23 protein-coding genes are annotated in these 25,565 nt (G+C 67.8%); 1 reads left to right on the top strand and 22 read right to left on the bottom strand.

All coding sequences use genetic code 11. The annotated features are described in order from the left end of the window. Positions 1–7 precede the first annotated feature (7 nt). From AC07M1_RS05735 to AC07M1_RS05690, 10 genes are all read right to left on the bottom strand, one after another. The gene (locus AC07M1_RS05735) at positions 8–247 is read right to left on the bottom strand and encodes a twin-arginine translocase TatA/TatE family subunit (protein WP_495161604.1); all 240 of its coding nucleotides are present in this window, start codon (positions 245–247) and stop codon (positions 8–10) included. A gap of 28 nt (positions 248–275) precedes the next feature. Further along, positions 276–869 (bottom strand): SMC-Scp complex subunit ScpB, encoded by a 594-nt coding sequence (scpB, locus tag AC07M1_RS05730; RefSeq protein ID WP_495161603.1) that lies wholly within the window; start codon positions 867–869, stop codon positions 276–278. After that, on the bottom strand, positions 866–1,600 hold the full coding sequence (locus AC07M1_RS05725; protein WP_495161602.1) for a segregation and condensation protein A: 735 nt from the start codon (positions 1,598–1,600) through the stop codon (positions 866–868). The genes scpB and AC07M1_RS05725 overlap by 4 nt, the downstream gene beginning before the upstream one ends. An 87-nt stretch (positions 1,601–1,687) precedes the next feature. Next, entirely contained in the window at positions 1,688–2,689 is a 1,002-nt protein-coding gene (gene nagZ, locus AC07M1_RS05720; RefSeq protein ID WP_495161601.1) for a beta-N-acetylhexosaminidase, read from the bottom strand. Positions 2,690–3,014: 325 nt separating this feature from the next. After that, positions 3,015–3,773 carry an SPOR domain-containing protein gene (locus AC07M1_RS05715; protein ID WP_495161600.1) on the bottom strand — a complete coding sequence of 253 codons (759 nt, stop codon included), beginning with the start codon at positions 3,771–3,773 and terminating at the stop codon, positions 3,015–3,017. Further along, positions 3,773–5,497 carry an arginine--tRNA ligase gene (gene argS, locus AC07M1_RS05710; RefSeq protein WP_495161599.1) on the bottom strand — a complete coding sequence of 575 codons (1,725 nt, stop codon included), beginning with the start codon at positions 5,495–5,497 and terminating at the stop codon, positions 3,773–3,775. Before argS ends, AC07M1_RS05715 begins: the two co-directional genes overlap by 1 nt. A 55-nt stretch (positions 5,498–5,552) precedes the next feature. Further along, complete coding sequence (gene rarD, locus AC07M1_RS05705) at positions 5,553–6,482, bottom strand: EamA family transporter RarD (RefSeq protein ID WP_495161598.1); 930 nt, start codon at positions 6,480–6,482, stop codon at positions 5,553–5,555. A gap of 84 nt (positions 6,483–6,566) precedes the next feature. Beyond that, entirely contained in the window at positions 6,567–7,160 is a 594-nt protein-coding gene (locus tag AC07M1_RS05700; protein ID WP_495161597.1) for a hypothetical protein, read from the bottom strand. Between the two features lie 44 nt (positions 7,161–7,204). Beyond that, positions 7,205–8,356: a DUF1501 domain-containing protein gene (locus AC07M1_RS05695; protein WP_495161596.1), complete on the bottom strand. Its 1,152-nt coding sequence runs from the start codon at positions 8,354–8,356 to the stop codon at positions 7,205–7,207. Between the two features lie 3 nt (positions 8,357–8,359). Beyond that, positions 8,360–9,784: a DUF1800 domain-containing protein gene (locus AC07M1_RS05690; RefSeq protein WP_495161595.1), complete on the bottom strand. Its 1,425-nt coding sequence runs from the start codon at positions 9,782–9,784 to the stop codon at positions 8,360–8,362. Positions 9,785–10,000: 216 nt separating this feature from the next. On the opposite strand from AC07M1_RS05690, the gene AC07M1_RS05685 reads away from it, so the two are divergent. Then, a complete protein-coding gene (locus AC07M1_RS05685) occupies positions 10,001–10,276 on the top strand; it encodes a hypothetical protein (RefSeq protein WP_495161594.1) in 276 nt (91 codons plus the stop codon). Positions 10,277–10,369: 93 nt separating this feature from the next. Here the strand turns inward: AC07M1_RS05685 and AC07M1_RS05680 are convergent, their stop codons facing one another. The 12 genes from AC07M1_RS05680 to mraY form a co-directional block, all read right to left on the bottom strand. After that, positions 10,370–11,536 carry a deoxyguanosinetriphosphate triphosphohydrolase gene (locus AC07M1_RS05680; RefSeq protein WP_495161593.1) on the bottom strand — a complete coding sequence of 389 codons (1,167 nt, stop codon included), beginning with the start codon at positions 11,534–11,536 and terminating at the stop codon, positions 10,370–10,372. A 49-nt stretch (positions 11,537–11,585) separates the two neighbouring features. Next, on the bottom strand, positions 11,586–13,649 hold the full coding sequence (locus AC07M1_RS05675) for an SPOR domain-containing protein (protein WP_495161592.1): 2,064 nt from the start codon (positions 13,647–13,649) through the stop codon (positions 11,586–11,588). A gap of 101 nt (positions 13,650–13,750) precedes the next feature. Next, the gene (ftsZ, locus tag AC07M1_RS05670) at positions 13,751–15,241 is read right to left on the bottom strand and encodes a cell division protein FtsZ (RefSeq protein ID WP_495161591.1); all 1,491 of its coding nucleotides are present in this window, start codon (positions 15,239–15,241) and stop codon (positions 13,751–13,753) included. A gap of 115 nt (positions 15,242–15,356) precedes the next feature. Further along, complete coding sequence (gene ftsA, locus AC07M1_RS05665; RefSeq protein WP_495161590.1) at positions 15,357–16,619, bottom strand: cell division protein FtsA; 1,263 nt, start codon at positions 16,617–16,619, stop codon at positions 15,357–15,359. A 12-nt stretch (positions 16,620–16,631) separates the two neighbouring features. Then, positions 16,632–17,528 carry a cell division protein FtsQ/DivIB gene (locus AC07M1_RS05660; RefSeq protein WP_495161589.1) on the bottom strand — a complete coding sequence of 299 codons (897 nt, stop codon included), beginning with the start codon at positions 17,526–17,528 and terminating at the stop codon, positions 16,632–16,634. Further along, the gene (locus tag AC07M1_RS05655; RefSeq protein WP_495161588.1) at positions 17,525–18,487 is read right to left on the bottom strand and encodes a D-alanine--D-alanine ligase; all 963 of its coding nucleotides are present in this window, start codon (positions 18,485–18,487) and stop codon (positions 17,525–17,527) included. Before AC07M1_RS05655 ends, AC07M1_RS05660 begins: the two co-directional genes overlap by 4 nt. Next, positions 18,484–19,428 (bottom strand): UDP-N-acetylmuramate dehydrogenase, encoded by a 945-nt coding sequence (murB, locus tag AC07M1_RS05650; protein WP_495161587.1) that lies wholly within the window; start codon positions 19,426–19,428, stop codon positions 18,484–18,486. The genes AC07M1_RS05655 and murB overlap by 4 nt, the downstream gene beginning before the upstream one ends. Beyond that, the gene (murC, locus tag AC07M1_RS05645; RefSeq protein ID WP_495161586.1) at positions 19,374–20,804 is read right to left on the bottom strand and encodes a UDP-N-acetylmuramate--L-alanine ligase; all 1,431 of its coding nucleotides are present in this window, start codon (positions 20,802–20,804) and stop codon (positions 19,374–19,376) included. Before murC ends, murB begins: the two co-directional genes overlap by 55 nt. Continuing rightward, on the bottom strand, positions 20,801–21,958 hold the full coding sequence (murG, locus tag AC07M1_RS05640) for an undecaprenyldiphospho-muramoylpentapeptide beta-N-acetylglucosaminyltransferase (RefSeq protein ID WP_495161585.1): 1,158 nt from the start codon (positions 21,956–21,958) through the stop codon (positions 20,801–20,803). The genes murC and murG overlap by 4 nt, the downstream gene beginning before the upstream one ends. After that, entirely contained in the window at positions 21,958–23,190 is a 1,233-nt protein-coding gene (locus AC07M1_RS05635; RefSeq protein WP_495161584.1) for an FtsW/RodA/SpoVE family cell cycle protein, read from the bottom strand. The genes murG and AC07M1_RS05635 overlap by 1 nt, the downstream gene beginning before the upstream one ends. Next, the gene (gene murD, locus AC07M1_RS05630) at positions 23,187–24,497 is read right to left on the bottom strand and encodes a UDP-N-acetylmuramoyl-L-alanine--D-glutamate ligase (protein ID WP_495161583.1); all 1,311 of its coding nucleotides are present in this window, start codon (positions 24,495–24,497) and stop codon (positions 23,187–23,189) included. Before murD ends, AC07M1_RS05635 begins: the two co-directional genes overlap by 4 nt. Then, positions 24,494–25,564 (bottom strand): phospho-N-acetylmuramoyl-pentapeptide-transferase, encoded by a 1,071-nt coding sequence (mraY, locus tag AC07M1_RS05625; protein WP_495161582.1) that lies wholly within the window; start codon positions 25,562–25,564, stop codon positions 24,494–24,496. Before mraY ends, murD begins: the two co-directional genes overlap by 4 nt. Position 25,565 lies beyond the last annotated feature (1 nt).

The following is a 25,565-nucleotide window of genomic DNA, read 5'->3' as shown; positions in this document are numbered from 1 at the left end:
GTTGAACTCAACGCTCTTCCGGAGTCGAGCGCGTTTCGGCCTGAGCCTGCGGCTGCGGGTCGGCGACACGCTTCGCCTCGATCTCGGCGGGCTTGGCCGGCGTCTCTTCCTCTTCCGCCATGCCCTTCTTGAACTGCTTGATGCCCTTGGCCACGTCACCCATCATGTTCGAGAAGCGGCTGCCCCCGAACAGAAGGATCACGAGAACACCGACGATCAGCCAGTGCATCAGACTCATACCACCCATCGGAACTCTCCGTTGATTCCCGGCCCATCTAGTCTTCTTCGTCGGCGGTTACCATGGTTTCCGCACCGGAATGCGCGGCCTCGAACGCCAGATCGACCGGGTCGAGCAGGCCCGCCGCGCGCAGATCGTCGATTCCGGGCAGGTCACGACGGCTGGAAAGCCCGAAATGCGTGAGAAATTCGGGGGTTGTCGCGAACATCAGTGGCCGACCCGGCACCTCGCGACGGCCCGCCGGTCGAATCCAGCCCGCCTCCATCAGCACGTCGAGCGTGCCCTTGCTGATCTGCACGCCCCGGATCGCCTCGATCTCCGCGCGCGTCACCGGCTCGTGATAGGCGATGATCGCCAGCGTCTCGATCCCGGCACGGGACAGCTTTCGGCTGTCCTCGCGGTCGCGGCGCAGGAAATTGGCGAGATCGGCGGCGGTCTGGAAATGCCAGCGCCCGCCGCGCTCGACCAGTTCGATCCCGCGCCCGGCATAATGGTCGGCCAGTGCCGACAGTGCCGCCGCGAGATCGACCTCCTCACCGACATAGGCGCTGATGTCCGCCAGCGTCATCGGCTGCTCGGCGGCGAACAATACCGCTTCCACCGCGCGCATCGTTTCGTCGGGCCGGGTCATATCTGCGCAGCCTTAAGATAGAGCGGCGCGAACGCCGATTTCTGCTTGAGTTCCACCCGCCCCTGCCGCGCCAGCTCAAGCGCCGCGACGAAGGACGAAGCCAGTGCCGACTTGCGGTACAGCCCCTTGGCCTCGGCGGGGAGAAAGCTTTCGATCGTGCTCCAGTCGATCCGCTCACCGACCAGCTCGGAAACCCGCGAGATCGCATCCTCCAGCGTCATCACCGGGCGTACCGCAACGACGTGGAATACCGGCCGGGTCCGCGCGCTGATCTGGCCATAGGCGGAAATCAGGTCGTAGATTTCCGCCTGCCAACGTGACTTGCGGACGACCTTCAGCCCCTCGGGCGCGCCGCGCGGAAACACGTCACGGCCCATCCGGTCGCGCGCCACCAGCCGCGCGCCCGCCTCGCGCATCGCGTTCAAGCGCTCGAGCCGCAACTGCAGCCGCAGCGCGAGGTCCTCGGGACTCGGCTCGATCTCCGGGTCGCGCGGCAGCAGCAGCGCCGATTTGAGATAGGCGAGCCAGGCGGCCATCACGAGATAGTCGGCCGCGACCTCCAGCTTCAGCTCGCGCGCCTCATTCACATAGGTGAGATACTGGTCGACCAGTTGCAGGATCGACAGCTGGCGCAGGTCAACCTTCTGGTTCCGCGCCAGCGCGAGCAGCAGGTCGAGCGGCCCTTCCCAACCGTCGATATCGATCGTCAGGGCTTCGGCCGCGTCGCTCATCGGACGACGCCAAAAGTCCCAAAAGTCACGCTCCTACGCGCGCGCGAGTCCCGGAAGCGCGCTTGCGGCCTCCCGACGCGCGAAGGACTAAGCGAGCGCAAGCAGTTCGTCCCGCTTGGCGATCAGCGCGTCCATCGGCGTTCCCTCGGGCCGGATGCTGGCCATCGCGCGTTCGAGGCGCGCGAGCGTCGCGGCGGAGGCGTCGCCCAGCCGCCCGACGATCTCGACCATCTCGTCCATCCGCGCCCAGCAATCGAGCGCGACGTCGCAGCCCGCGGCGATCGCCGCCGCCGCCTTCTCTCCGGCCGTGCCCGACAGCGCCTTCATGTCGATATCGTCGGTCATCAACAGGCCGTCGAAACCGATGCGACCGCGAATGACGTCCGCGATCACCGTTGGCGACAGGGTCGCGGGATGCTCGGCATCCCATGCCTCGAACACGACATGGCAGGTCATGCCCATCGGCGCATTGGCGAGGGTGCGGAACGGTTCGATATCGCGCTCCAGCTCGGCATCGGACGCCTTGACCACCGGCAGTTCGTAATGGCTGTCGACCACGCCGCGACCATGGCCGGGCATATGCTTGACCACGCCGACCACACCGCCCTTCGCCATGCCATCGAGCATCGCGCGACCGAGCGCCGCGACCTGCATCGGGTTCGAGCCGAAGGTCCGCTCACCCACCGCAGGGGTTGTTTCGGGCTGGCGCACGTCGAGCAGGGGCGCGCAGTTCACGTTGACGCCGACCTCGGCCAGCATCAGCGCGAGCGCATGGCCATTGGCGCGCGCCGCCTCGATCGCCGAGGACGGGGCTAGATCATAGAGCTTGTCGAACGCCGGCCCCGCCGGGAAGGCGGGCCATTCGGGCGGCTGCATCCGTGCGACGCGTCCACCCTCCTGATCGATCAGGATCGGCACATCGGCGCGTCCCGACAGGTCGCGCAGGCTGTCCGTGAGCGCCAGCATCTGCGCGCGCGTCTCGCAGTTGCGCTTGAACAGGATGTAGCCGAGCGGATCGGCGTCGCGGAAAAAGGCGCGCTCGTCAGCGGTGAGTTCGGTGCCGGAGAGGCCGAAGATAACGGGCTTCATGCCGCACCTCCGACGTGACGGGCGGTTGACATGGTTGACACAAAGGCGCGGTTTTTCGCGCGGACACCGGAACAGCTAAGCATCCGCCGACTAGATCAGGCGAAGTCCAACATTTCCAGCGGAAAAGGGTAACGGGCCGACGCGTCGAGGTCATTCGAGGCGGTGTCTGTGCCTCAAGGGCTCAACCCGAGAACTTTCTTCCGTCGCCCCGGCTCTGTGCCGGGTTCCCCCGCAAAGCAGGGGCAGGACAAGAGGCTCCAGCTTCTGCCGGCGACGCAGAGTGGACCCCGGCACAAGGCCGGGGTGACGACGACGGGTTATGCCCTCAATTCGGCGCGAGGAAGCAGGCTTCGCCGGCCGCGCGCAGCTTGCCGCACAGTTCGCTCGCCTGGCTGTTGCTGCCGGTGTTGACGCGCAGGCGATAGACGGTCTTGCCGTTCACCTCCGCCTTCTCGACCGACTTGCCCAGCGGGGCAAGATAGTTGAACCGCTTCGACAGGCGCGCCCAGGCGGCGTTCGCGCCGCCTTCCGCCGGGAAGGATCCGAGCTGGATGATCGAGCTGCCCGCCGACGGCCCCGGCGCGCGCTGCGACGATGCGGCGGCTTTCGCGGCTGCCGGTGCCGTCGGCACCGTGGCGGTGACGCGGCTCGATCCGGTGACCGGCGCCGGCGTCGCCTTGGGCGCCGCCTTGCCCGCGACCGGTGCCTCGGGCATCGCGCCGACATTGATCGATCCGTTGGTGGTCGCGCCTTCGCTCGCCGCGAAGACGGTATCACCCTCGCCATCGACCTTCATGCCGCCGGGATCGTCGGGCTTGACCTTATAGTCGCCCTCGGCGGCGTTGATCAGCGCGCCGCTGCCTTCGCCACCACCGCCCTGGCGTTCGAGCAGCCACCAGCCGCCGCCGACCGCCGCGGCGATGACCGCGAGTCCGGCGGCGACGGGCAGAAGCTTGCCCAGGATCGCCGGCTTTTCCTCATAATCGTCATCGGCCGTTTCCAGCCACGGCAACCGGTCGCCGGTCTCGACGCCTTCCACCGCGGTCTCATCGACCTCGACCGACTTATCCTCTCCTGCGTTCATCAGTTCAGCTCCTGAACCGCCTCCACGCCCATGATGCTGAGGCCATTGCGGATAACCTGCCCGATCGCGTCGGCGAGGGAAAGCCGTGCGCATGTTACGGGTTGATTGTCGGTCAGCAGGAAGCGGCGCGACGGATCGTCATTGCCCATGTTCCACAGCGAATGGAATTCGGCCGCGAGATCATAGAGATAGAAAGCGATCCGGTGCGGCTCGCGCGCCGCCGCCGCGCCCTCGACCGTGCGCGGGAACTGTGCCGCGAGCTTCACCAGCGCGAGCTCGCGTGTATCAAGCAGGGACAGATCGGGGGTGCCGCAGGCGATCCCGGCCTCCGCCGCGCGCCGATGGAGCGAGGCGATTCGCGCATGCGCGTACTGGACGTAGAACACCGGATTGTCCTTCGACGCCTCGACCACCTTGGCGAAATCGAAGTCCATCTGGGCGTCGGCTTTCCGCGTGAGCATGGTGAAGCGGACGACGTCCTTGCCGACTTCGCTCACCATGTCGGCGAGCGTGATGAAATTGCCCGAGCGCTTGGACATCTTCACCGGCTCACCCGCGCGGAGCAGGCGGACCATCTGGACCAGCTTGACGTCGAAGCGGGTCTTGCCTTCGGTCAGCGCGGCGACCGCCGCGACGATGCGCTTGACCGTGCCGGCATGGTCGGCGCCCCAGATGTCGATCAGCTGGTCGGCCGCCTGTGCCTTCTGGAAATGATAGGCGAGGTCGGCGCCGAAATAGGTCCATTGCCCGTTCGACTTCTTGATCGGGCGATCCTGATCGTCGCCGAACCGGGTCGAGCGGAACAGCGGCAGCTCGACCGGCTCCCAATCCTCGGGCGTCTCGCCCTTGGGGGCTTCGAGCACGCCATCATAGACCAGGTCGTGCGCGCGCAGCCACGCCTCGGCCGCCTCGGGCTTGCCCGCCGCCTGAAGCTCGGCTTCCGAGGAGAACAGGTCGTGATGGATGCCGAGCTGGGCGAGATCGTCCTTGATCATCACCAGCATCGCGGCGACCGCCTCCTTGCGGAACAGCGCGAGCCACGCTTCCTCGGGCTGGCCGACGAACTGGTCGCCATATTCGGCGGCGAGCTTCGCGCCGACGGGCTTCAAATACTCGCCGGGGTAGAGGCCTTCGGGGATCTCGATGCTCTCGCCCAGCGCCTCGCGGTAGCGCAGATGCGCCGAACGGGCGAGGACGTCGACCTGGCCGCCCGCGTCATTGACATAATATTCGCGGACGACCTTGTGCCCGATCGCCTCGAGCAGGCTGGCGAGCGCATCGCCCACCACCGCGCCCCGGCAATGGCCCATATGCATGGGGCCGGTCGGGTTGGCCGAGACATATTCGACGTTGACGGTGATGCCGGCGCCGGTGTCCGAGCGGCCGTACTGGTCACCATCGGCGTTGATCGCGGCAAGCTCGTCGCGCCAGGTGGCGTCGGTGAGGCTCATGTTGATGAAGCCGGGGCCGGCGACCGACACTGCGGAGACCTCGTCGAGCTTCTCAAGCTCGACGGCGATCTTCTCGGCCAGGGCGCGCGGGTTGGTGCCGGCGGGCTTGGCGAGGACCATCGCGGCGTTGGTCGCGAGATCGCCATGGCTGGCGTCGCGCGGCGGCTCCACGGTCACCGCGCGTCGCTCCAGCCCCGCCGGCAGGTCGCCCGACGCGACGAGCGCATCGAGGGCAGCATCCAGATGGGCGGCGAAACGGGTGTAGAGCGTCATTTGCTAGTCCGGTGATTGAAGGAGGCGGGCGCTCTAGCGCAACGCCACGCGTTCGTCACGCGGCGCGGGATTCCGCGAGACGGCGGCGGCGCGCGGTGATCGTGCCGTGCGCGCCGAAGATGATCAGCCCGGTCCAGATGAAGGCGAAGCAGATCATGTGCGCGGTGGTCATCTTCTCGCCGAAGAAGGTGATGGCGAGGATGAAGCCGATCGTCGGCGCGAGATATTGGAGCAGGCCCAGCGTCGAGTAAGGCAGGCGGCGCGCGGCGGCGGCGAACAGCAGCAGCGGGACGGCGGTGACCACGCCCGAGGCGATCATCAGCAGCGTCGGCGCCCAGCCGGTGCCGAAGGTCAGCCCCTGCCCGCCGCCCAGCCAGAAGAGATAGCCGAGCGCGAGTGGCGCCAGGATCAGCGTCTCGAGCGTCAGCCCCTCGAGCGCGCCGACCGGCGCGACCTTGCGGACGAGGCCGTAGAAACCGAAGGTGAAGGCGAGCGTCAGGCTGATCCAGATGCCGCCGCCCGCACCGACCGCGAGGACGGACACGCCGACCGCGGCGAGCGCGACCGCCGCGATCTGGGCCGTGTTGAGCTTCTCACGCAATACCACCACGCCGATCAGGACGTTGACCAGCGGGTTGAGGAAATAGCCGAGGCTCGATTCGAGGACGTGATGGTTCTGGATCGCCCAGATATAGACCAGCCAGTTGGTCGAGATCAGCAGCGAGCTGGTGGCGAGGTAGAGCATCGTGCGCGGGGTGCGCAGCACCTGCAGGATCGCCGGGCCGCGCCGCAGCGCGACGATGACGGCGGCAAGGAACGCCACCGACCACAGCACGCGCATCGCCACGACTTCGCCGACATCGCTGCCGGCGAGCAGCCAGTAGAACAGCGGGAGCACGCCCCAGATGCCGTAGGCGCCCAGCCCCTGGATCAGCCCGGTGCGGTCGAGGCGCTCGGGCGCTGGGGCGGGATCGGCACGGGCCATAACCGGGAAGTAAGTACGATGCTGCGCTGCGCCAAGGCGTTGCGCGCCGCTATTTCGCCAATCGAAACTGTTGTCGCAGAAAGCTTACTTGCCCTTGCGCGCGGCCTCGACCTCTGCCGGGGTGACGCCAAGCAGCTTGGCCCAGTCGACGCGGACCAGCGCGATCAGCGCGGCGAGCATCGTCACCTGCAGCAGAATCCCCCAGGGGCTGGAGAGCGTCTCCATGAAGGCGTCTCCGATACTCGACTGCTGGATCTTGCGCGCGGTCCAGCCATAGAGGCTGTAGGTGATCAGCCGCCCGACGAAGAAGGCCGCGGTGAAACCGAGCAGAGGCACCCTCGCCAACCCGACCGCCATGAACAGCTGCGCCGACGGCAAGGGCGAGAGCAGGAACAGGCCGAGCGCGAGGATGACGTTATGGCTGCGACGGTGCAACGCGATCCGTGCCGCCTCCAGATTGTCGCGCAGATGCTGCGGCAGGCGCGAGGCGAAGATGCGACAGCCCCAGGCGAGCGTGAACCGTCCCAGCGATGCCGCGACCGCCGCCGTCACCACCAGCGCCCACAGCGGAAGCTGGCCGTTGAGGCCGTAGAGCACGACGATCGACCAGGTCGGCGGCGCGAAGGCCGGCAACAGGTTCAGGCCGAAGACGAGGAAGAACAGGCCCACATAGGTCATGCCCCCTGCGTGACGCCGGAGCGGCGCTCACGCAAGCGGAAGCTTCAGGCGCGGATGAGGCCGCCGATCGGCTTGGCGGACTGGCCGGGGAACAAGGCGGGCATCGCGCGCTGCGGATCGATCCCGAAATGCATCGCCACCGCCCCGCCGATCACGCTGTCGAGACCGGCCGTCGGTTTGAGATCGCGGCCTTCGTACAGCGCGGCATCGCCGAGGCCCGGCCAGTCGGCGGCGACCCGCCCGCCCTGCGCCGCGCCGCCGAGCAGCCAGGCGACCGAGGCGGTTCCGTGATCCGTGCCCTGGGTGCCGTTGATCTTGACCGTGCGGCCGAACTCGGTCGCGACCAGCACCAACGTCTTGCTCCACAGCGGCCCCAGCCCGGTCTTGAGCGACGCGATCATCTGGTCGAGGCCGTTCAATTGCCCGGCGAGCCGCCCGCGCTGCTGGGCGTGCGTGTCCCAGCCGCCGGTCTCGATCATCGCGATGCGCGCGCCATTGTCGGGTGCGAGCAATTTGGCCGCGAGCGCACCGGTCGCGGCGGCGTTGCGGCCATTGTCGCCGGCAAGATCGCTGGTCAGCGCGCGCGTCGCCGTCGCCTGCTGCCAGATCGCATGAAGCTGCGGATCCTCGGCATAGAGACCCGTCACCCGCGCGAGCAGATCGTCCGACGCGTCGGGCAGGTTGGACGGGGCATAGGACGACACCTCGACCCGCCCGCGCATCGCCATCGGGATGCTCGCCGCGACCGCGATCGCCTTGCGCTCGTCGTCGGGCAGTACGACGAGCAACCGGTTGAGCCAGCCGTCCTTGAGCTGGTAGGCCGCCGTGCCGCCGCTTTCGAGCACGTTCTGCGCATCGAAATGCGAGCGGTCGCGATAGGGCGAGGCGACCGCGTGGACGAACATCGCCTCCTTCGCCGCATACAGCTGGGCCACATTCTTGAGACTGGGATGCAGCGCGAACATGCCGTCGAGCTTCACCGCATCCGCAAAGTCCTGTGCCAGCACGCCGCGTTGCGCGGCGAAGGCGGGATCGCCCACCGGCGCGACGGTGGCGAGGCCATCCGCCGCGCCGCGCTGAATGATGAAGACGAAGCGCTTGTCGGTCGCCGCCTGGGCAAAGGCGAGGCGCGGAGCGAAGCCGAGCAGCGCGCCCGTAGCGGCGGCGGTCCGGATGAAATGGCGGCGGTTGGGCATGACCTATCTCCGCAGGAATTCGGGCGAAACGAGCATCAGCGCGACGCTCTGCGCCGGGCTTTCGGCGCGGGCGATCGCCTGGGCGGTCGTCGCGCTCAGCGCGTCGGGAAAGAGCTGGGCAGCGCGGGTGCGACCATCGATTGTCTCTCGCGTGCGCGAGGCGAAGCGCTCGGCGGCTTCGACCCGGCGCATCACCGCGTCCGGCCCCGCCCAGCTCGCCGCGATATCGTCATAGCCGGCGGGCGATCCCGGCCGCCATACCGGCTGGCCAAGCTGGGTCAGCAGACCGAACACGCCCTGTGCCGTCACCTCCCGCGTGCCCAGCGCGCGCATCGTCGAGACCGACCATTCCCAGGGCGTCTTGAACTTGACCGGCTGGGGCACCCAAGCCTCGGGCGCATCGATCAGCGCGCGATAGACGGTGGGGAGATCACCGCCCGATTTGAGGAACACGGTTTCGAGCCTGCCGACCAGTGGCGCGGGCGGATCGTCCCCGGCGAAGTGGCGCGCCAGTTTGGTCGCGATATGCTTCGCCGTCGCGGGATGGACGGCGAGATCGTCGAGTACCGCAGAGGCCTGTTTCTCCCCCTGCTGATCGTAGCGCTTGCCGATGATCGTGCGCGGTCCCGCTTCATGGATACGCGGTGCGAAGGCAAAGCCGCCTGCGCTTCCGTCCGCCTGCGCCAGCCGCGCGCCCTGCCCGCGCCCCAGCCCCGCGACCGTCCATCCGGTCAGCGCGCGCGCGAATTCGGTAACGTCGGCCTGGGTATAAACCGTGCGGACGCCGAGCGTGTGCAACTCCATGATCTCACGCGCGAGATTCTCGTTGAGGCCGATGCGCTGGGGACCCTGCTGGCGCTGTGCGAAGCGCTGCCCCACGGGGCTGTTCGGCCCGACCGATTGCGCCTGATCGAGATAGAGCAGCATCGCGGGGTGCCGCTCGACCGCGTGGAGCATGTCGCGGAACCTGCCCAGCACATGCGGGCGGATCGCGTCGAATTCGAACCCGCCGGTCAGACCGATCATGATCTGCTTGTCGGCCGAGACCGCGAAGTGATTGGCCCAGAAATGCACCAAGCGCTCGACAAAGGACGTGTCGCTCGCGACCGCAGCCTGCGCGCGCGCGCCGACCGCCTGGAGATAGAATTCGCGGCCTTGCTGGCGAGCGGCCTGGCGCAGCGCCTGAGTCGCGGCGTCGGCCTTCTCGCCCTCGCGCCGCGCCGCCCGCGCCTCCATCTGCACGGCATCATAGGCGGCGGCGAGATCGGCGGCGAGCGCCGGGGTGCGCGGATAGGCGGCGAGCGGCGCGGGCAGGACCGCAAACCGCTCCATCTGATCGATCAGCATCCGGCGCGGGTTGGCGGGAACCGGTTCGCTGACGCGCGCGCCCATGCCGAAGCGATTGAGCGCGATACTGGCTTCGGACATGGCACTCTCCGACCGTTCGCGGCGACGCTACGCGCGCTTTGTCGCAAATCTTTGCCAGTCGCGCGGTTTCATCGTGCCGGGTGAACGCTCCGACGGCTGCGTCGGACGCAATCATGGGTGCATCCTTCGCGTTAGGAAGATGTTGCGACGCAACATAGTCTCGCCGGCAGAACATAAGGGGATGCCGATCTGGCCCTTCAACAAGGGAGAAAGATCGTGATCAAGACCTTCATCAGCGCCGCCGTCCTTCTAAGCCTGCCGGTCGCCGCCTATGCGAGCGAAAGGACCTTCAACCGCGACGGCGTCACCTATGTCTACACCAGCGAACAGCGCGGCGAGGTCACCGTCCTCAGCGGCCGCGCCCTGCCCAGCGGCGCGCCGTACACGCTCAACGTCCGTGGCCGGAAGGTGACGGGCCATGTCGATGGCACCCCGGTGGCCTTCACCATCGCCAAGCCGCTGACACAGAAGGTGGAAACGGCGCTGCGCTGAGACTGACGAACACCCACTACGTCGTCATTCCCGCGAAGGCGGGGATGACGATCGGGGTGAGTGGATTGGGCCGTCCGAAGGGAGGCCGGGCTCCTAGAACCCCTCGGGCAGGTCGATCGGGCCGACCGCTTCGCGATAGCGCGTGATCGCATAGCGATCGGTCATGCCGGCGATGAAGTCGGCGATATGGCGGCTGCGCCACGGCTCCTCGGCGGGCAGGCAGTCGCCCCACCCCTCCGGCATCAGCGCCGGATCTGCCGAATAGGCCGAAAACAACCCTGCAACGATCTCACGCGCCGCGTCTGCAGCCGCAAGCTGGCGGGGGTGGTGGTAGAGGTTGGCGTACATGAAGCGCTTGAGCGCGCGCTCCTCGTCGCGCATCGCATCGGAGAAACCGGCGAGCGCGCGGCCCGCAGCGCGGACGTCGTCGACCGTCTCCACGCCGGTTTCGGCGATACGGCGGCGCGTTTCGGCGAGCAGATCGTTGACCATCGTCCCGATCTGAGCGCGCACCAGTTCGCGCATCAGCCGTTTCACATCGGCATCGGGGAAGCGGGCACGCACGGCATCCCAGCCGCGTGCGACCAGCGCGACTTCGAGCAACTGGTCGAGCGTCAGCAGCCCCGCGCGCAAGCCGTCGTCGATATCGTGATTGTCATAAGCGATGTCGTCGGCGATCGCCGCGACCTGCGCCTCGAGCGACGCATGGGTCGAAAGCTCGAGCGGGAACGCCGCGTCCGCCGCCGCCAGCGCCCAGCCGGCATGGCGCACCGGGCCATTGTGCTTGGCCAGCCCCTCCAGCGTCTCCCAGCTGAGATTCAGCCCGTCCCAGCCGGGATAGGGGCTGTCGATCACGGTCAACGCGCGCAGCGTGTTGCCATTATGGTCGAACCCGCCCTGCCCCATCAGCGCGGCCTTCAACGCATCCTCACCGGCATGGCCGAAGGGCGGATGGCCGATATCGTGCGCCAGGCACAGCCCCTCGGTCAGATCCTCGTTCAGCCCCAGCGTGCGCGCAACGGCGCGGCCGATCTGCGCGACTTCAAGGCTGTGGGTCAGGCGGACGCGGAAATGATCGCCGTCGGGCGCCATGAACACCTGGGTCTTGTGACGCAGGCGGCGAAAGCTGATCGAATGAATGATCCGATCGCGGTCACGCTGGAATGCGTCACGCGGCCCGCGCGCGGTGCCGCTGCCCTCGTCGTGCAGGCGTCCGCGACTGAACGTCGGATCGCTGGCATAAGGGGCCAGGGGCCTCATGCGGCGCGGCGCTGCGATACGGCTCGAATCGGCATCGCCGCGCGATAGATCATTTGACCGAAAGTTTCTCGATCTTCTGCCCCGCCTCACTGCTCCAGGCGAAGGCCGAAAGCCCCTTCTTGCCGATCGTGTTGACGAAGGCCTGCGCCTCCGCCGGAGTCTTGAACGGCCCGACCAGAAGCCGATTGGTGAAGCGCAGCGGGGTAGTCCAGGTCTGGCGCCCCTTGAGCTCGGCCGGCGCCTTGGCGAGCAATGCGCGCCATGCCTTGGGCAGATCGCTCACATTGGCGCCGCCCGCGACCTGAACCCAGTGACGGGCAGGATCGGTCTTGGCGGGATCGGGTTTCGCCGGCTCAGGCTTGCCCTTGCCCTTGGCCGGCGGCTTGACCGCACCCTTGGCGGCCGGCGCCTTGGGATCGCCGGGCTTGGCGGCCCCGGCCTTGGGGTCGGCCGCCTTCGGATCCACAGGCTTGCCGCGCGCGCCGGGCTTCGCCGGCTCCGGCTTCGTGATTTCAGGCTTGGTAGGCTCAGGCTTGGGTTTGGCGGGTTCGGGACGCGGCTTCTCCGCCACCGGGCGGGGCTTGGGCGGCTCGACCTTCGCAACCTCGACCGGCGGGGCCGGTGTCGGCTCAGCGGTGACAGGCTCGACCTTGCCCGGCATCGGTTCGACACCCAGCTCGGACGCGGGGATGGTGATGCCCGCGATGATCCGGGCGATCACATTGTCCTCGCCGCCCACGCGCGGCGTGTGGGGCTGCGCTTCCGCCGTGCGGACGGGCGCGGGATCACCGGCTGGCGGCATCGCGGGTGTCTCGGCGGGTTGGACAGCGGCGGTCTGGGCCGGCGCGGGCTGGGCCGCCGCCAAGCGCTGAGCCTCGGCGAGGCGTTGGGCTTCGACCTCTCGCTGAGCCGCGGCAAGGCGCTCGGCCTCAGCAACACGACGGACCTCCGCCTCGCGCGCGGCAAGCTCGGTCGCCGCGCGTTCGCGTGCCTGGAGTTCAGCGACGCGACGCGCCTCGGCCTCACGCGCAGCCAGCTGCTCGGCGGCGATCCGCTGATCCTCGCGCTGCTTCGCGGCGAGTGCCTCGCGCTCCTGCTGCGCCTTGAGATCGGCGAGGCGCTTCGCTTCCCGCTCCTCCGCCTGGCGAGCCGCAGCACGACGGGCTTCGGCGCCGTCGCGCGTCTGCCAGCTGAGCGGCACGCGCTCGCCGGTTCGGCCCGACGCGCTTCGGCGACCGGTGCCTGGTTCAGGCTTCGCATCGGTCGATGCGGGTACGGCACGGCGTGGTAAATCCGCTGCGGCCAATGCGACGCCCGGTTCGTGCCCGAGCCGCGGGAGCGGGGGTGCGAGCTGCGCATCGGCGATCCGGGCCGTGGTTCGGCGCAGTTCGCCAAAATGCACCGCGAACGCCTTGTCGGAAGCGGACAATGTCGGCAGCCGCCGGAAGAACGGGGCCAGCGCGGAGCCGACGCCGCCCATCATGCTCGCCGCGATCTTGTCCGCACCGGGCGCGTCGCCGTTCATCGCCAGGATGAAGGCGCGTGCACGCCAACCGGCGCGATCGCTGCGGCGGAGCAACGGATCGAGGACGCGCATCGCCTCGGTCTCCTGTCCGGTGATGCCAAGCGAGAGCGCGTAACGGCGGACGGTCTCGTCATCGGGATCGCCGCGCATCGCGATGCGATACTCGCGCTGCGCATGCGCCTGTGCGCCGATCAGGTCATAGGCGAGGCCCAGGTCCGACGCGTAGCTCTCCATCGCCAGCCCGCGCCGGTCAGCTTCCGCGAACAACCGCAACGCCTCACCGGGGCGTTCCTGCCGCACCATCACCATCGCCTGCCCGGCGAGGACGCGCGCGTTGGATGGGTCGATCGCCTGTGCCCGCGCGAAGAAACCGGCGGCGGCGGCGGCATCGTTGAGCCGCGCGCTCATCTCACCGGCCGAGAGCAACGCACGCACATTGCGCGGTTCGCGCGCGAGCGTGCGCATCTCCTCGGCCAGCCGGTCGGCATTGGGCGTGGGTGGGGGCGCGACCTCCTGCGCCACCACCGGAACGGCGGCACCGAGGGTCAGCGCGATCAGGGCCGAGCGAAGGCGGGTATCACGTCTCATGCGATATCGCCGCTACACGCGCGCGCGCCTGAACCCAAACTGTCGAACCGCTGCGCCATCGTCGAGACGAGGCGCCGCAGCGACGAGGCGCGCAGCTTCGCTTACTGGTTGTTCTGGCGGTTGAGGAAACGCGGGATGTCGAGCGAGTCCTTGCCGTCCTCGTCCTTCGATCCGTTGCGCGCCGCGGCCATCCGCTCGAACAGCGTGCCGCCGGTACGGGCCTTGGGCTCCTCGGCAGGCGCGGCCGGCTCATCGCCGCCACCGGTCAGCCAGCGGCGCCGGATCGTCGGCTCGGGCGGAAGGTCATCGGCGGCGGGTGTTTCCGGTACCACCGCGTCCGAACCCAGCACCAGCTCGTCGGCCTGTGCTTCAGGCTCCGCCGGGAGCGGCGCTTCGAGCGTCAGCTCGTCATCCGAAGCCAAGGGCGGCGTGGTGGAGAAGCCGGGCTCGGCAACCGCCGGGTCGGTGAAGGTCGCCACCGGCTCGGCGGGCGCTTCAGCCACCGGTTCCGGCTCGAACGAAGGCGCGAAGTCGGCGGGCGGGGGCGCCAGCGGACGACGCACCGAACCGAAGGAGAAGCTGCGCGCGGTATCGGCGGCGGGCGCCGCGACCGCGGGCTTCACGCCATCGGCCTCGATCCCGGTCGCGACGACCGAGACGCGAATCTTGCCTTCCAGTTCGTTGTTGAACGCCGAACCCCAGATGATGTTGGCGTCGTCGTCGACCAGCTCGCGGATATGGTTCGCGGCTTCGTCCACTTCGAGCAGGCGCATGTCCTCGCCACCGGTGATCGACACGATCACGCCCTTGGCGCCATTGAGCGACACGCCGTCGAGGAGCGGATTGGCGATCGCCTGCTGTGCCGCCTCGATCGCGCGGCTGTCGCCCGATGCTTCGCCGGTGCCCATCATCGCCTTGCCCATCTCGCTCATCACCGAGCGCACGTCGGCGAAGTCGAGGTTGATCAGGCCGGGCATGACCATCAGGTCGGTGATGCCGCGCACGCCCTGCTGCAGCACTTCGTCCGCCATCTGGAACGCTTCCTTGAAGGTCGTGTTCGCATTGGCGACCAGGAAGAGATTCTGGTTGGGGATGACGATCAGCGTGTCGACATACTTCTGAAGCTCCTCGATGCCGGCCTCGGCCGACTGGGCGCGCTTCTTGCCCTCGAAGGCGAAGGGCTTGGTCACCACGCCGACGGTCAGGATGCCCATGTCGCGCGCCGCCTTGGCGATGACAGGCGCCGCGCCGGTGCCGGTGCCGCCGCCCATGCCGGCCGCGATGAAGACCATGTGCGCGCCGTTCAGCGATTCCTGAACATGCTCGATCGTCTCTTCAGCCGCCGCGCGGCCGATCTCGGGCCGGCTGCCTGCGCCGAGGCCCTGGGTGATCTTCGCGCCGAGCTGGATGCGGTGGCCCGCGGTCGATTGCTTCAACGCCTGCGCGTCGGTGTTGGCGACGAGAAACTCGACCCCTTGCACTTCCGCGTTGATCATGTTGGCGATCGCGTTGCCTCCGGCTCCGCCTACGCCGATGACGGTGATCCGCGGCGTCAGCTCGTCGAGGTCGGGCGGGAGGAAATCGATGCTCATCTTACCTAGTCTCCTCAGGCTCCGCGCCCCACGAGCGTCGCCTGCTTAATCCCTGTTTCTGCACGATGCCGATGAGCGGTGCCAGCGCAATTCACCAGTCATCAACAACATTTATTCAATAATTGGCCCGAAATGCCGCGATCATCCGATGGAACATTGCTTTTGGTGTCGCACGCGTAACAAGTTGATGGTTTTGCTGGAGCGCGCGCAGATCGACCGGGTCGGCCGCCGCGAAGCTCGCCAGGCCGGCCAGCGTCGCGAAAGCGGGGCCCGCATGCGCCTCGGGCAGCGCCGAGAGGCCACGCGGGCGGCCGACGCGGACCGACCGGCCCAGCGCCTGCTGCGCATAATCTGCAATCCCCTTCAGCTCCGCGCCGCCGCCGGTAAGCACGATCTGGCGCCCGACGGGATCCTCGAAGTTAAGCTTGGCGAGTTCGCTGCGGATCTCGGCCATCAACCGGTCGAGCCGCTGGCGGATCACCGCGATCAGCTGCGCACGCGTGATCCGCCCGCCCTCCGACGTCTCCTCGTCCGTCGCGATCGGGGCGACATCGATCATGTCGTGATTGTCGCGCGGCGTCATGTTGGCGCTGCCGTAGAAGCACTTCATCCGCTCGGCCTGGCCACGGCGCGTGCCAAAGGCGCTGGCAATGTCGTCGGTAATGTCGGCCGATCCGCTGGGGATGGACGACAGGCCGGTGAGTACCCCGTCCTTGTAGACCGAGACGTTGGTCACGCCCGCGCCGATCTCGACCAGCGCGACGCCCAATTCACGCTCTTCTTCGGACAGGCAGGAAAGCCCCGTCGCGACCGGCGCGGCGATGATCGACTTGACCTCAAGATGCGCCGAGCGGACGCACAGATCGAGGTTGCGCACCGGGGCGCCCTCGGTCGAGACGACATGGATATCGACGCCCATCCGCTCGGCGTGCAGTCCCTTGGGCTGCTTGACCCCGGCCAGGCCGTCGAGCGTGTAACGCGTCGGCTGGGCGTGGAGGACCATGCGACCACCCGGATTGATCGACTCCCGGCCGGCGCGCAGCAAATCGTCGATATCCGACTGTTCGACGCGGTGGCCGCCCAGATCGACTTCGAGCCGCAGAATGTCGGAGACCAGGCCACCGGCCGAGAAGCTGACCCAGACATCCTCGATATTGGTGCCCGCGATCCGCTCGGCCTGCTCGACCGCTTCGCGCACCGCGATCTCGGTCGCGTGCATGTCCGCGATATAGCCGCGCTGGACGCCACGGCTCTCGCGCTGGCCGGTGCCGAGCACCACCAGCTCGCCGCCATCCCCCTTTTGCGCGATCAGCGCGGAGACTTTGGACGAGCCGATGTCCAGTGCGGTGATCAATCCCTCGGGCGCCGTCTTTGCCATCTTCCCTACCCCCTACTCACTCGCCGTCGCGGTTTCGATCTGCTTCGGCGCCGCCTGTCCCGGCATCCGCACCACCAGCCGCGAAGGATCGCGCATATCGAACTTCAGATACCCCCGGCCGAGCAGCCGGTCCGCACCGTCCAGCTCGGCGAATTTCTTGAGCGCCTTGGCCGCCGCCGCTTCGCCCTCGGGCAGCGCCAGCCGCTCTCCCGTGTTGAACGACAGGTCCCAGCGCCGGTTCCCGATCCAGGTCGCGGCCTTCACCATCGGCTTGAGCGCGGGCGCGGCGTCGAGCAACTGCTGATAGGCGGGCTGCTGCGCATAGGCGCCGTCGCCGATCACCAAGGGCAGATCAGGCATCGCCTCCGCCGAAACCGGCTCCAGCAACACGCCTTCGCTGTCGATCAGCATCAGCTGACCCTGATGCTGCCACACCGCCGCCGCCTTGCGCTCGACGATCTGGACGACCAGCGTGTCGGGCATGCGGCGCGAGACGCGCGCGTCCGCGATCCAGCCGATCGTCATCAGCTTGCCGCGCACCTCATCCAGATCGACCAGCGGCATCGCCTGCGACTTGGGGCCGAATGCATAGTCGAACACGGTCTCCTTGTCGGCGCGCTTGACGCCGGCGACCTCGACATTCTCGACGCGGAAGCCGGCGCGGCCGATCCCTTCCGCCACCGCCGTGCCGACGATCCCGGGCACGCCGAACAGCGTCGCGACGCCGAGCGCCGCGGCGACCGCGACCCCGGTGATGCCCCAGACGGTGATCCGGTGCAGCGTCGCTTCACTGACCGGCAGCGCCGCGACCGCCAGATCGAGGACGTTCGCCTGCTTCTTCTTGGGCTGCTGCGCGCGCCGCTTCGGCTTGACCGCGGGACGCTTGGCCGGGCTCGGCTTGCGGCTCATCCCGTCGCCTCCGCCGTCGCGGGCGCGTCCGCCATCGCCTCATCGACGATCGCCTGAACGAGCTGCGCATAGCTCATGCCCAGATGCCGGGCCTGTTCCGGCACCAGGCTGAGCGGGGTCATGCCCGGCTGGGTATTCACCTCGAGCAGAAACAGCCCTTCGACGCCGAGAGTGTCGTCCCAGCGGAAGTCGGATCGCGACGCGCCCTTGCAACCGAGCAGCCGGTGTGCATCGAGCGCCAGGCGCTTGCATGCCTCGGTGATCTCGTCGGGGATCTCAGCCGGACAGATATGATCGGTCATGCCGTCGGTATATTTGGCGTCGAAGTCGTAGAAGCCGCTCTTGGGCCGGAGTTCGGTCACCAGCAGTGCCTGGCCGCCGAGCACCGCGGTGGTCAGTTCGCGTCCGCGGATGAACGGTTCGGCAAGCAGTTCGTCGAACTCCTGCCAGGGTCCGGTCGCCTGCGGCGAGATCGGGTTGCCGTAGTTACCCTCGGCCGTGACGATCGCGACGCCGACCGACGACCCCTCATTGACCGGCTTCAGGACAAAGGGACGCGGCAGCGGGTCATGCTCGTACAGCGACGCGGTTGCGACGATGTGCCCGCCCGGCATCGGAATGCCTTGCGGCACGAGCGCCTGCTTGGTCAGTTGCTTGTCGATCGCGATGACCGACGTGACCATGCCCGAATGCGTGTAGCGCAGGCCCATCAGGTCGAGCATCCCCTGCACCGTGCCGTCTTCGCCCGGCGTGCCGTGCAGCGCGTTGAAGACGAGATCGGGGTTGGCCGCGGCGAGTTTCGCGGCAACGTCGCGGCCCATATCGATGCGGGTAACCGTATGGCCAAGCGACTCCAGTGCATCGGCGATGCCCGCGCCCGACATCAGCGACACCGGCCGCTCCGCCGACCAGCCGCCCATGAGGACCGCGATATGGAGGGGCTTCACCGATACACTCACTTGGACACTCCCACGCGCTGGATTTCCCACTCCAGCTCAATTCCAGAACTCGCCTTGACCTTGGCCCGCACTTCTTCGCCCAGTCCCTCGATATCCGCGCTGGTCGCGTCGCCGGTATTGAGCAGGAAGTTGGTGTGCTTCTCGCTCACCTGTGCGCCGCCCTTGCGCAAGCCCCGGCAGCCCGCCGCGTCGACGAGCCGCCACGCCTTGTCACCGGGCGGGTTCTTGAAGGTCGATCCGCCGGTCTTGCTGCGCAGCGGCTGCGATTCCTCACGCGCCGCGGCGATGCGGTCCATCTCGGCCTGGATCGCGGCGGGGTCGCCCGGCTCACCCCGGAGGGTCGCGCTGACGACCACGGCGCCGTCGGGCAGTTCCGAGTGACGATAGGTGTAGCCGAGCGCATCGACCGCCAGCATCCGCCGCTCGCCCGAGCGAAGAACGACCTCACACTCGACCAGGATATCCGCAGTCTCGCGGCCATAGGCGCCGCCGTTCATCCGCACGAAGCCGCCGACAGTCCCCGGGATCGAGCGCAGGAACTCGACCCCGCCGATCCCGGCATCACGCGCGGAAGAAGACACGAGGATGCCGCTCGCTCCGCCGCCGCATCTGAGCGTCGTCGCGTCCAACCGTTCGACCTTGGCGAAGGGTTTGCCCAGCCGCACCACCACGCCGGGAACCCCGCCGTCGCGCACGATGAGGTTGGAGCCGAGCCCGAGCGCCATCACCGGCACCTCCGGATCGAGGTCGCGCAGGAAATCGGCGAGATCGTCGATATCCGTCGGCTCGAACAGCCATTGCGCGGCGCCGCCGCTCTTGAACCAGACCAGCGGCGCCAGCGGTGCGTCGGCGGAAAGCTTGCCGCGAACCTTGGGGAGGGTGGCGATCACGCCGCGACCTTTCGCCGCGCATTGACCGCATCGGCGAGGCCGGCGGCCCATTTGGTGATGTCGCCGGCGCCGAGGCAAACGATCAGATCGCCCGGCTGCGCGATCTCGGCGACCTTCTCCGCCAATGCGACGGCATCCTCGATGGTTGCTGCCGAGCGGTGGCCGCGCTCGCTGGTGCGTGCGACCAGCGCGTCGGCGTCAACGCCCTCGACCGGCGCTTCGCCTGCGGCATAGACCGGGGTCACGAACACCATGTCGGCGTCGTTGAACGCCTGAGCGAAGTCATCCATCAGATTGCCGAGGCGCGAATAGCGATGCGGCTGGACGACCGCGATCACACGGCCCTCGACGCTCTCGCGCGCCGCCGCCAGCACCGCCCGGATCTCGACCGGGTGGTGGCCGTAATCGTCGATCACGATCGCCGGGTTGGCGCCGTCGAAGCCGATCTCGCCGACCTTGGTGAAGCGGCGCTTGACCCCGCCGAACTTGGCGAAGCCGTTCTGGATGGTCGCGTCGTCGATGCCCATCTCGAGCGCTACGCCGATCGCGGCGAGCGCGTTCTGGACATTGTGACGGCCGGGCATCGGCAGATCGATCCCCTCGATCGAGCGGGTCGAGCCGTCGCGCGACCGGATGATCGCCTCGAACCTGTTGCCGCCGGCGTGCGACGTCACATTGACTCCGCGCACGTCGGCCGAGGCCGCGAAGCCATAGGTCACGATGCGCCGGTCGCGGACGCGCGGGATGATCGCCTGCACCTCGGGATGGTCGAGACACAGCAGCGCCGCGCCGTAGAAGGGCACGTTCTCGACGAACTCGACATAGGCGTCCTTCGCCTTGTCGAAGCTGCCATAATGATCGAGATGCTCGGGATCGATGTTGGTGACGACCGCGATCGTGCCGTCGAGGCGCAGGAAGCTGCCGTCGCTCTCGTCGGCCTCGACCACCATCCACTCGCTGTCGCCGAGGCGCGCGTTGGAGCCGTACTGGTTGATGATGCCGCCGTTGATCACGGTGGGATCGACCCCGCCCGCGTCGAGCAGCGCCGCGATCATCGAGGTCGTCGTGGTCTTGCCGTGCGTCCCCGCCACCGCGACGGTGGACTTGAGGCGCATCAGCTCGGCGAGCATCTCGGCGCGACGCACCACGGGGATGCGGCGGGCATAGGCGGCCTGGACCTCGGGATTGTCGCGCTTGATCGCGGTCGAGGTGACCACCACCGCCGCATCGCCGAGATTGTCCGCCGACTGGCCGATCGCGATGTCGATACCGCGTTTGCGCAGTCCCTCGACGACATAGCCTTCCGCGCTGTCGCTGCCCTGAACCTTGTAGCCCAGATTATGCATCACCTCGGCGATGCCGGACATGCCGATCCCGCCGATGCCGACGAAATGGATGGTGCCGATATCCTTGGCGACGCCCTTCATGCGTAAACTGCTCCTTCGATCTTCTGAGGCTTGGCGTGCCCCTGCCCGGCCGAGGCCCAGTCGGCATCGATCGATTCAACAAGGTCAGCCAGGTCGCGCACCGCATCGGGCCGGCCGACGCTGCGCGCGCAAGCGGCGGCATTGGCGAGCGCATCGGGCTCGAGCCCAAGCTTCTGCATCTGCTTGGCCAGTTCCTGCGCGGTGAAGGCGCGCTGCTGGATCGTCCGCGCGCCGCCCGCCTCGCTGATCTCGCGCGCGTTCGCGGTCTGGTGGTCGTCGGTCGCGCTGGGCAGCGGCACCAGGATCGCCGGTCGCCCCGCCGCGGTCAGCTCGGCGATGGTCGAGGCGCCCGCGCGCGCGATCACCAGATGTGCCCAGGCCAGCCGCTCGGGCAAATCGGGCAGATAGGTCGCGATCTCCGCCGGGATGCCATGCTCGGCATATTTGCGGCGGACCTCGTCGATGTCCTCGAGCCGCGCCTGGTGCGTCACCTGAAGCCGGCGGCGGAAATGGACGGGCAGCAGGGCGAGGCCGTCGGGCACGACTTCGGACAGGACCGACGCGCCCTGGCTGCCGCCCGTGACGAGCACGCGGAAAATGCCGTCCTCGTCCAGCGCCGGATAGGGTTTCATGCGCAGGTCGAGCACCGCCTGCCGCACCGGATTGCCGACCAGATGCGTCCTGGGTTCGTAGCTTTCCTTGAGCCGCTCGACATCGGCATAGCTGGTCGCGATCGCCGCGACCTTGCCCGCGACCAGCCGGTTGACCCGGCCAAGCACGGCATTCTGCTCGTGGATCACCGCCGGCACCTTGGCCGAAAAGGCGGCCATCAGCGCAGGGAGCGAAGCATAGCCGCCGAACGCGATCACCGCCGAAGGCCGGAACTCGCTGTACAGCGCGCGTGCCTGCGCGCGGCCCTTGCGCATCGCGTTGGCGGCCTTGAGCCAGCCGATCGGCCCGCCGGAGAAGCGCGATGCCGGAACGACGCGCGTCTCGATCCCGTCGAACAGGTCGGGAAAGCGCACCCCGCGCTCATCCGAAACCAGCGCAACCTTGTGCCCGCGCCGCATCAGCTCCGTCGCCAGCGCCGCTGCGGGGACCATATGCCCGCCCGTGCCGCCGGCCGCCAATACGTAACGCTTTCCCGAACTCATCAACCGCTTCCCCGAACCGTGTAAGGCGAACGCTTGAGATACGGATTCCGCCGCGTGAACGCGAGCAATAGTCCCATGCCAATCGACAGCGCGACCATCGACGAGCCGCCATAGGAAATGAAGGGCAAGGTCATGCCCTTGGAAGGCGCGAGGCCCGTATTCACCGCCATGTTGATCAGCGCCTGAATCCCGAATTGGGCCGCCAGGCCCGCCGCCGCGAGCAGGCGGAAATTATCTTCCTCGTCGAGCAGCTTGACCAGCACGCGCAGGATGATCGCCAGATAGAGGATCGCGATGCCGATGCACGCGATCAACCCGAACTCCTCACCCACGACCGAGAAGATATAGTCGGTGTGCGCCTCGGGCAGCTTGAACTTGACCGTTCCGCCACCAGGACCGGTACCGGTCGCGCCGCCGCCGGTCAGTACCGCATGGGCCATATCGGTCTGGTAATGCTCGGCCGCCGCCTTTTCGGGATCGGGGAACAGGAAGCTGTCGATGCGGGTGCGTGCGGTATCGTAGAACAGATAGGCTGCGACCACGCCCGCGATCGCGCCGCCGCCGAGCACGCCCATCGCGCGGGTCGAGATGCCCGCCAGCATCAGCAGCACGATCCAGACCAGTCCGAACACCATCGTCTGGCCGAAATCGGGCTGTTTCATCAGCAACGCCGCGACGATCGCGGTCAGCATTCCCGTGAGCGGGATCACCGGCAGATCCGCATCCTTCGAGCGCATCGACAGCAGCCAGGCGACCGTGACGATGAAGAAGGGCTTCAGGAACTCCGATGGCTGCACGCTTGCGAAGCCGAAACCGATCCAGCGCCGGGCGCCGTTGATCTCGGCGCCGAAGAAGGCGGCGACGGCGACCAGTACGATGCAGACCGCGGTGCCGACGATCGCCATGCGTCGCGCGAAGCTGACGGGCAGCATCGAAACCACGAGCAGCACCGGCACCGACAAGCCGACCCAGACCGCCTGCCGCCAGAAATAGTGCATCGATGCGAACTGGGTGTTGCCATCCGAATAGCGCACCGCCGAAGCGGGCGAAGCGGCCGCGACCGCGACCAGCCCGATACCGATCAGCAGCACCGCGAGCAGCAGCAGCATGCGGTCGATTTCCCAGAACCACAGGCCGAAGCTGGAATTGCTTCCGCGGCTCAGCTTGTCCTCGACCTTGGCGCGCCAGCCCTTGCTGCGCACCACGGGCAGGTTCCGCCTCACATCGGTCATCGCAGCGCCCCCACCGCTTCGCGGAACTGCGCCCCGCGATCCTCGAAATCCCTGAACTGGTCGAACGAGGCGCAGGCGGGCGACAACAGCACCGTCTCTCCGGGCCGGGCCTGTGCCGCCGCGGCCTTCACCGCCGCCGCCAGCGTGCCCGACTGCTCGATCGGAAATTCACCGTCGAGCAACTGCGCAAACCGCTCGGTCGCATCGCCGATGGTATAGGCGCGCACGACATGGCCGAAGCCGGGCCGGCAAGCGTCGAGATCGTCGGTCTTGGCGAGGCCGCCGACAATCCAGTGAATCCGGTCGAACGCCTGCAGCGCTGGTGCGGTCGAGGTCGGGTTGGTCGCCTTGCTGTCGTTGACGAACAGCACGCCGTTCACGGTCGCCACCCGCTCCATGCGGTGCGGCAAGCCGGGGAAGCTGCGCAACCCCGCCTCGATCGCGTCCTGCGAAACGCCAAGTGCCTCGCACGCGGCAATGGCGGCGAGCGCGTTCTGGGCATTGTGCGGCCCCTGCAGCGCGGGCCAGCGCGACTGGTCCATGCACATGCCGGGCGCGATCTTGGTCAGGTCCTCGGCCCGCCCTGCGCGCGCGACCTGTTTCGCGATCGCCTGCGAGGCTTCGTCGCCGATCCCGATGATCGCGGCGCCCCCCTTTGACTGCATCGCGAACAGCCGCGCCTTGGAGGCGGCATAGCCGTCGAAGCCGTCATAACGGTCGAGATGGTCGGGGGTGATGTTGAGCAGCACCGCGACATCGCAGTCGAGGCTCTGGGTCAGATCGAGCTGGTAGCTCGACAATTCGAGCACATAGACGCCGCCTTCGGGCAGCGGCTGCTGCCCCAGGATCGGCAACCCGATATTGCCGCCAAGCCGAGCGGGCACGCCCGCGGTCTCAAGGATATGGTGGATCAGCGCCGTCGTGGTCGACTTGCCGTTGGTCCCGGTGATGGCGACGACCTTGTGCGCCGGAAGCTCGCCGCGCGCCTGCGCGAACAGCTCGATATCGCCGATCAGCGGCACGTTCGCGGCGCGAGCCTTCGCGGCGATCGGATGCTTGTTGATCGGCACCCCGGGAGAGACGACGACACCCGAGAAGCCGGTGAGGTCGGACTCGACCGGATCGGCGAGTGTCAGCGTGCCCGGCGCCGCCGGATCGGGATAGAAGGTCGAACGGACCGCATCCTTGGCGTCCCACGCCGTCACCTCAGCACCGGCGCCCAGCAAGGCGCGCGCGGTCGCCAACCCGGACCGCGCCAGTCCCAGCACCGCAAAGCGTTCTCCGCGCCAGGACGCGCTGACGATCACCGCAGTTTCAGCGTCGACAGGCCGGCCAGCGCCAGCACGAAGGCGATGATCCAGAAGCGGATCACGACGGTCGGCTCGCTCCAGCCCATCTGTTCGAAATGATGGTGGATCGGCGCCATCTTGAACACGCGCTTGCCGGTGCGCTTGTACCAGAACACCTGGATGATGACCGAGAGCGCCTCGACCACGAACAGGCCGCCGATGATCCCCAACACCAGTTCGTGATGCGCGACCACCGCGATCGTGCCCAGCGCGCCGCCCAATGCAAGGCTGCCGGTATCGCCCATGAACACCGCCGCCGGGGGCGCGTTGAACCACAGGAAGGCGAGGCCGGCACCGACGATGGCGCCGCAGAAAATGGCCAGGTCGCCCGCCCCCGGCACATGCGGAATGCCAAGGTAGTTGGCGTAGATCGCGTTGCCGGCGAGATAGACGATCAGCAGGAACGCCATGCTGGCGATGATTACCGGCATGGTCGCAAGCCCGTCGAGACCGTCGGTCAGGTTCACCGCATTGCCGAACGCCACGATCGTGAAGGCGGCGAACGCGATGTAGAAATAGCCGAGATCGACGCTGAACTGGCTGAAGAAGGGCACGTACAGGACGGTCCCGTTCTGCTGGGTGATGACCCAGGCCGCGGCGCCCGCGATCACGAACTCGCCGAGAAGACGGACGCGGCCCGAGACCCCCGCGGTGCTCGCCTTGCGCACCTTGTCATAGTCGTCGAGGAACCCGATCATCCCGAAGCCGAGCGTGACGAACATGCACGCCCAGACATAGGGATTGCTGAGGTCCATCCACAGGAACACCGACAACGCCAGGCTGGTCAGGATCATCAGCCCGCCCATGGTCGGCGTGCCGCGCTTGGCGAGGTGGCTCTGCGGACCATCGGTTCGGATCGGCTGCCCCTTGCCCTGACGGACGCGCAGCCAGCCGATGAAGCGTGGGCCGATGATCAGGCCGATGATCAGCGCCGTCGCCACCGCCGCGCCGATGCGGAACGACAGATAGCGGATCAGGTTAAGGACGCTCGGAAAGCCCAGCCACTCTGCGATTTCGTACAGCACT

Source organism: Sphingomonas sp. GW821-FHT10C01, from assembly GCF_059415525.1.
Note: the sequence above shows the minus strand (reverse complement) of the source record. Positions and strands in the feature narration are given on the sequence as shown.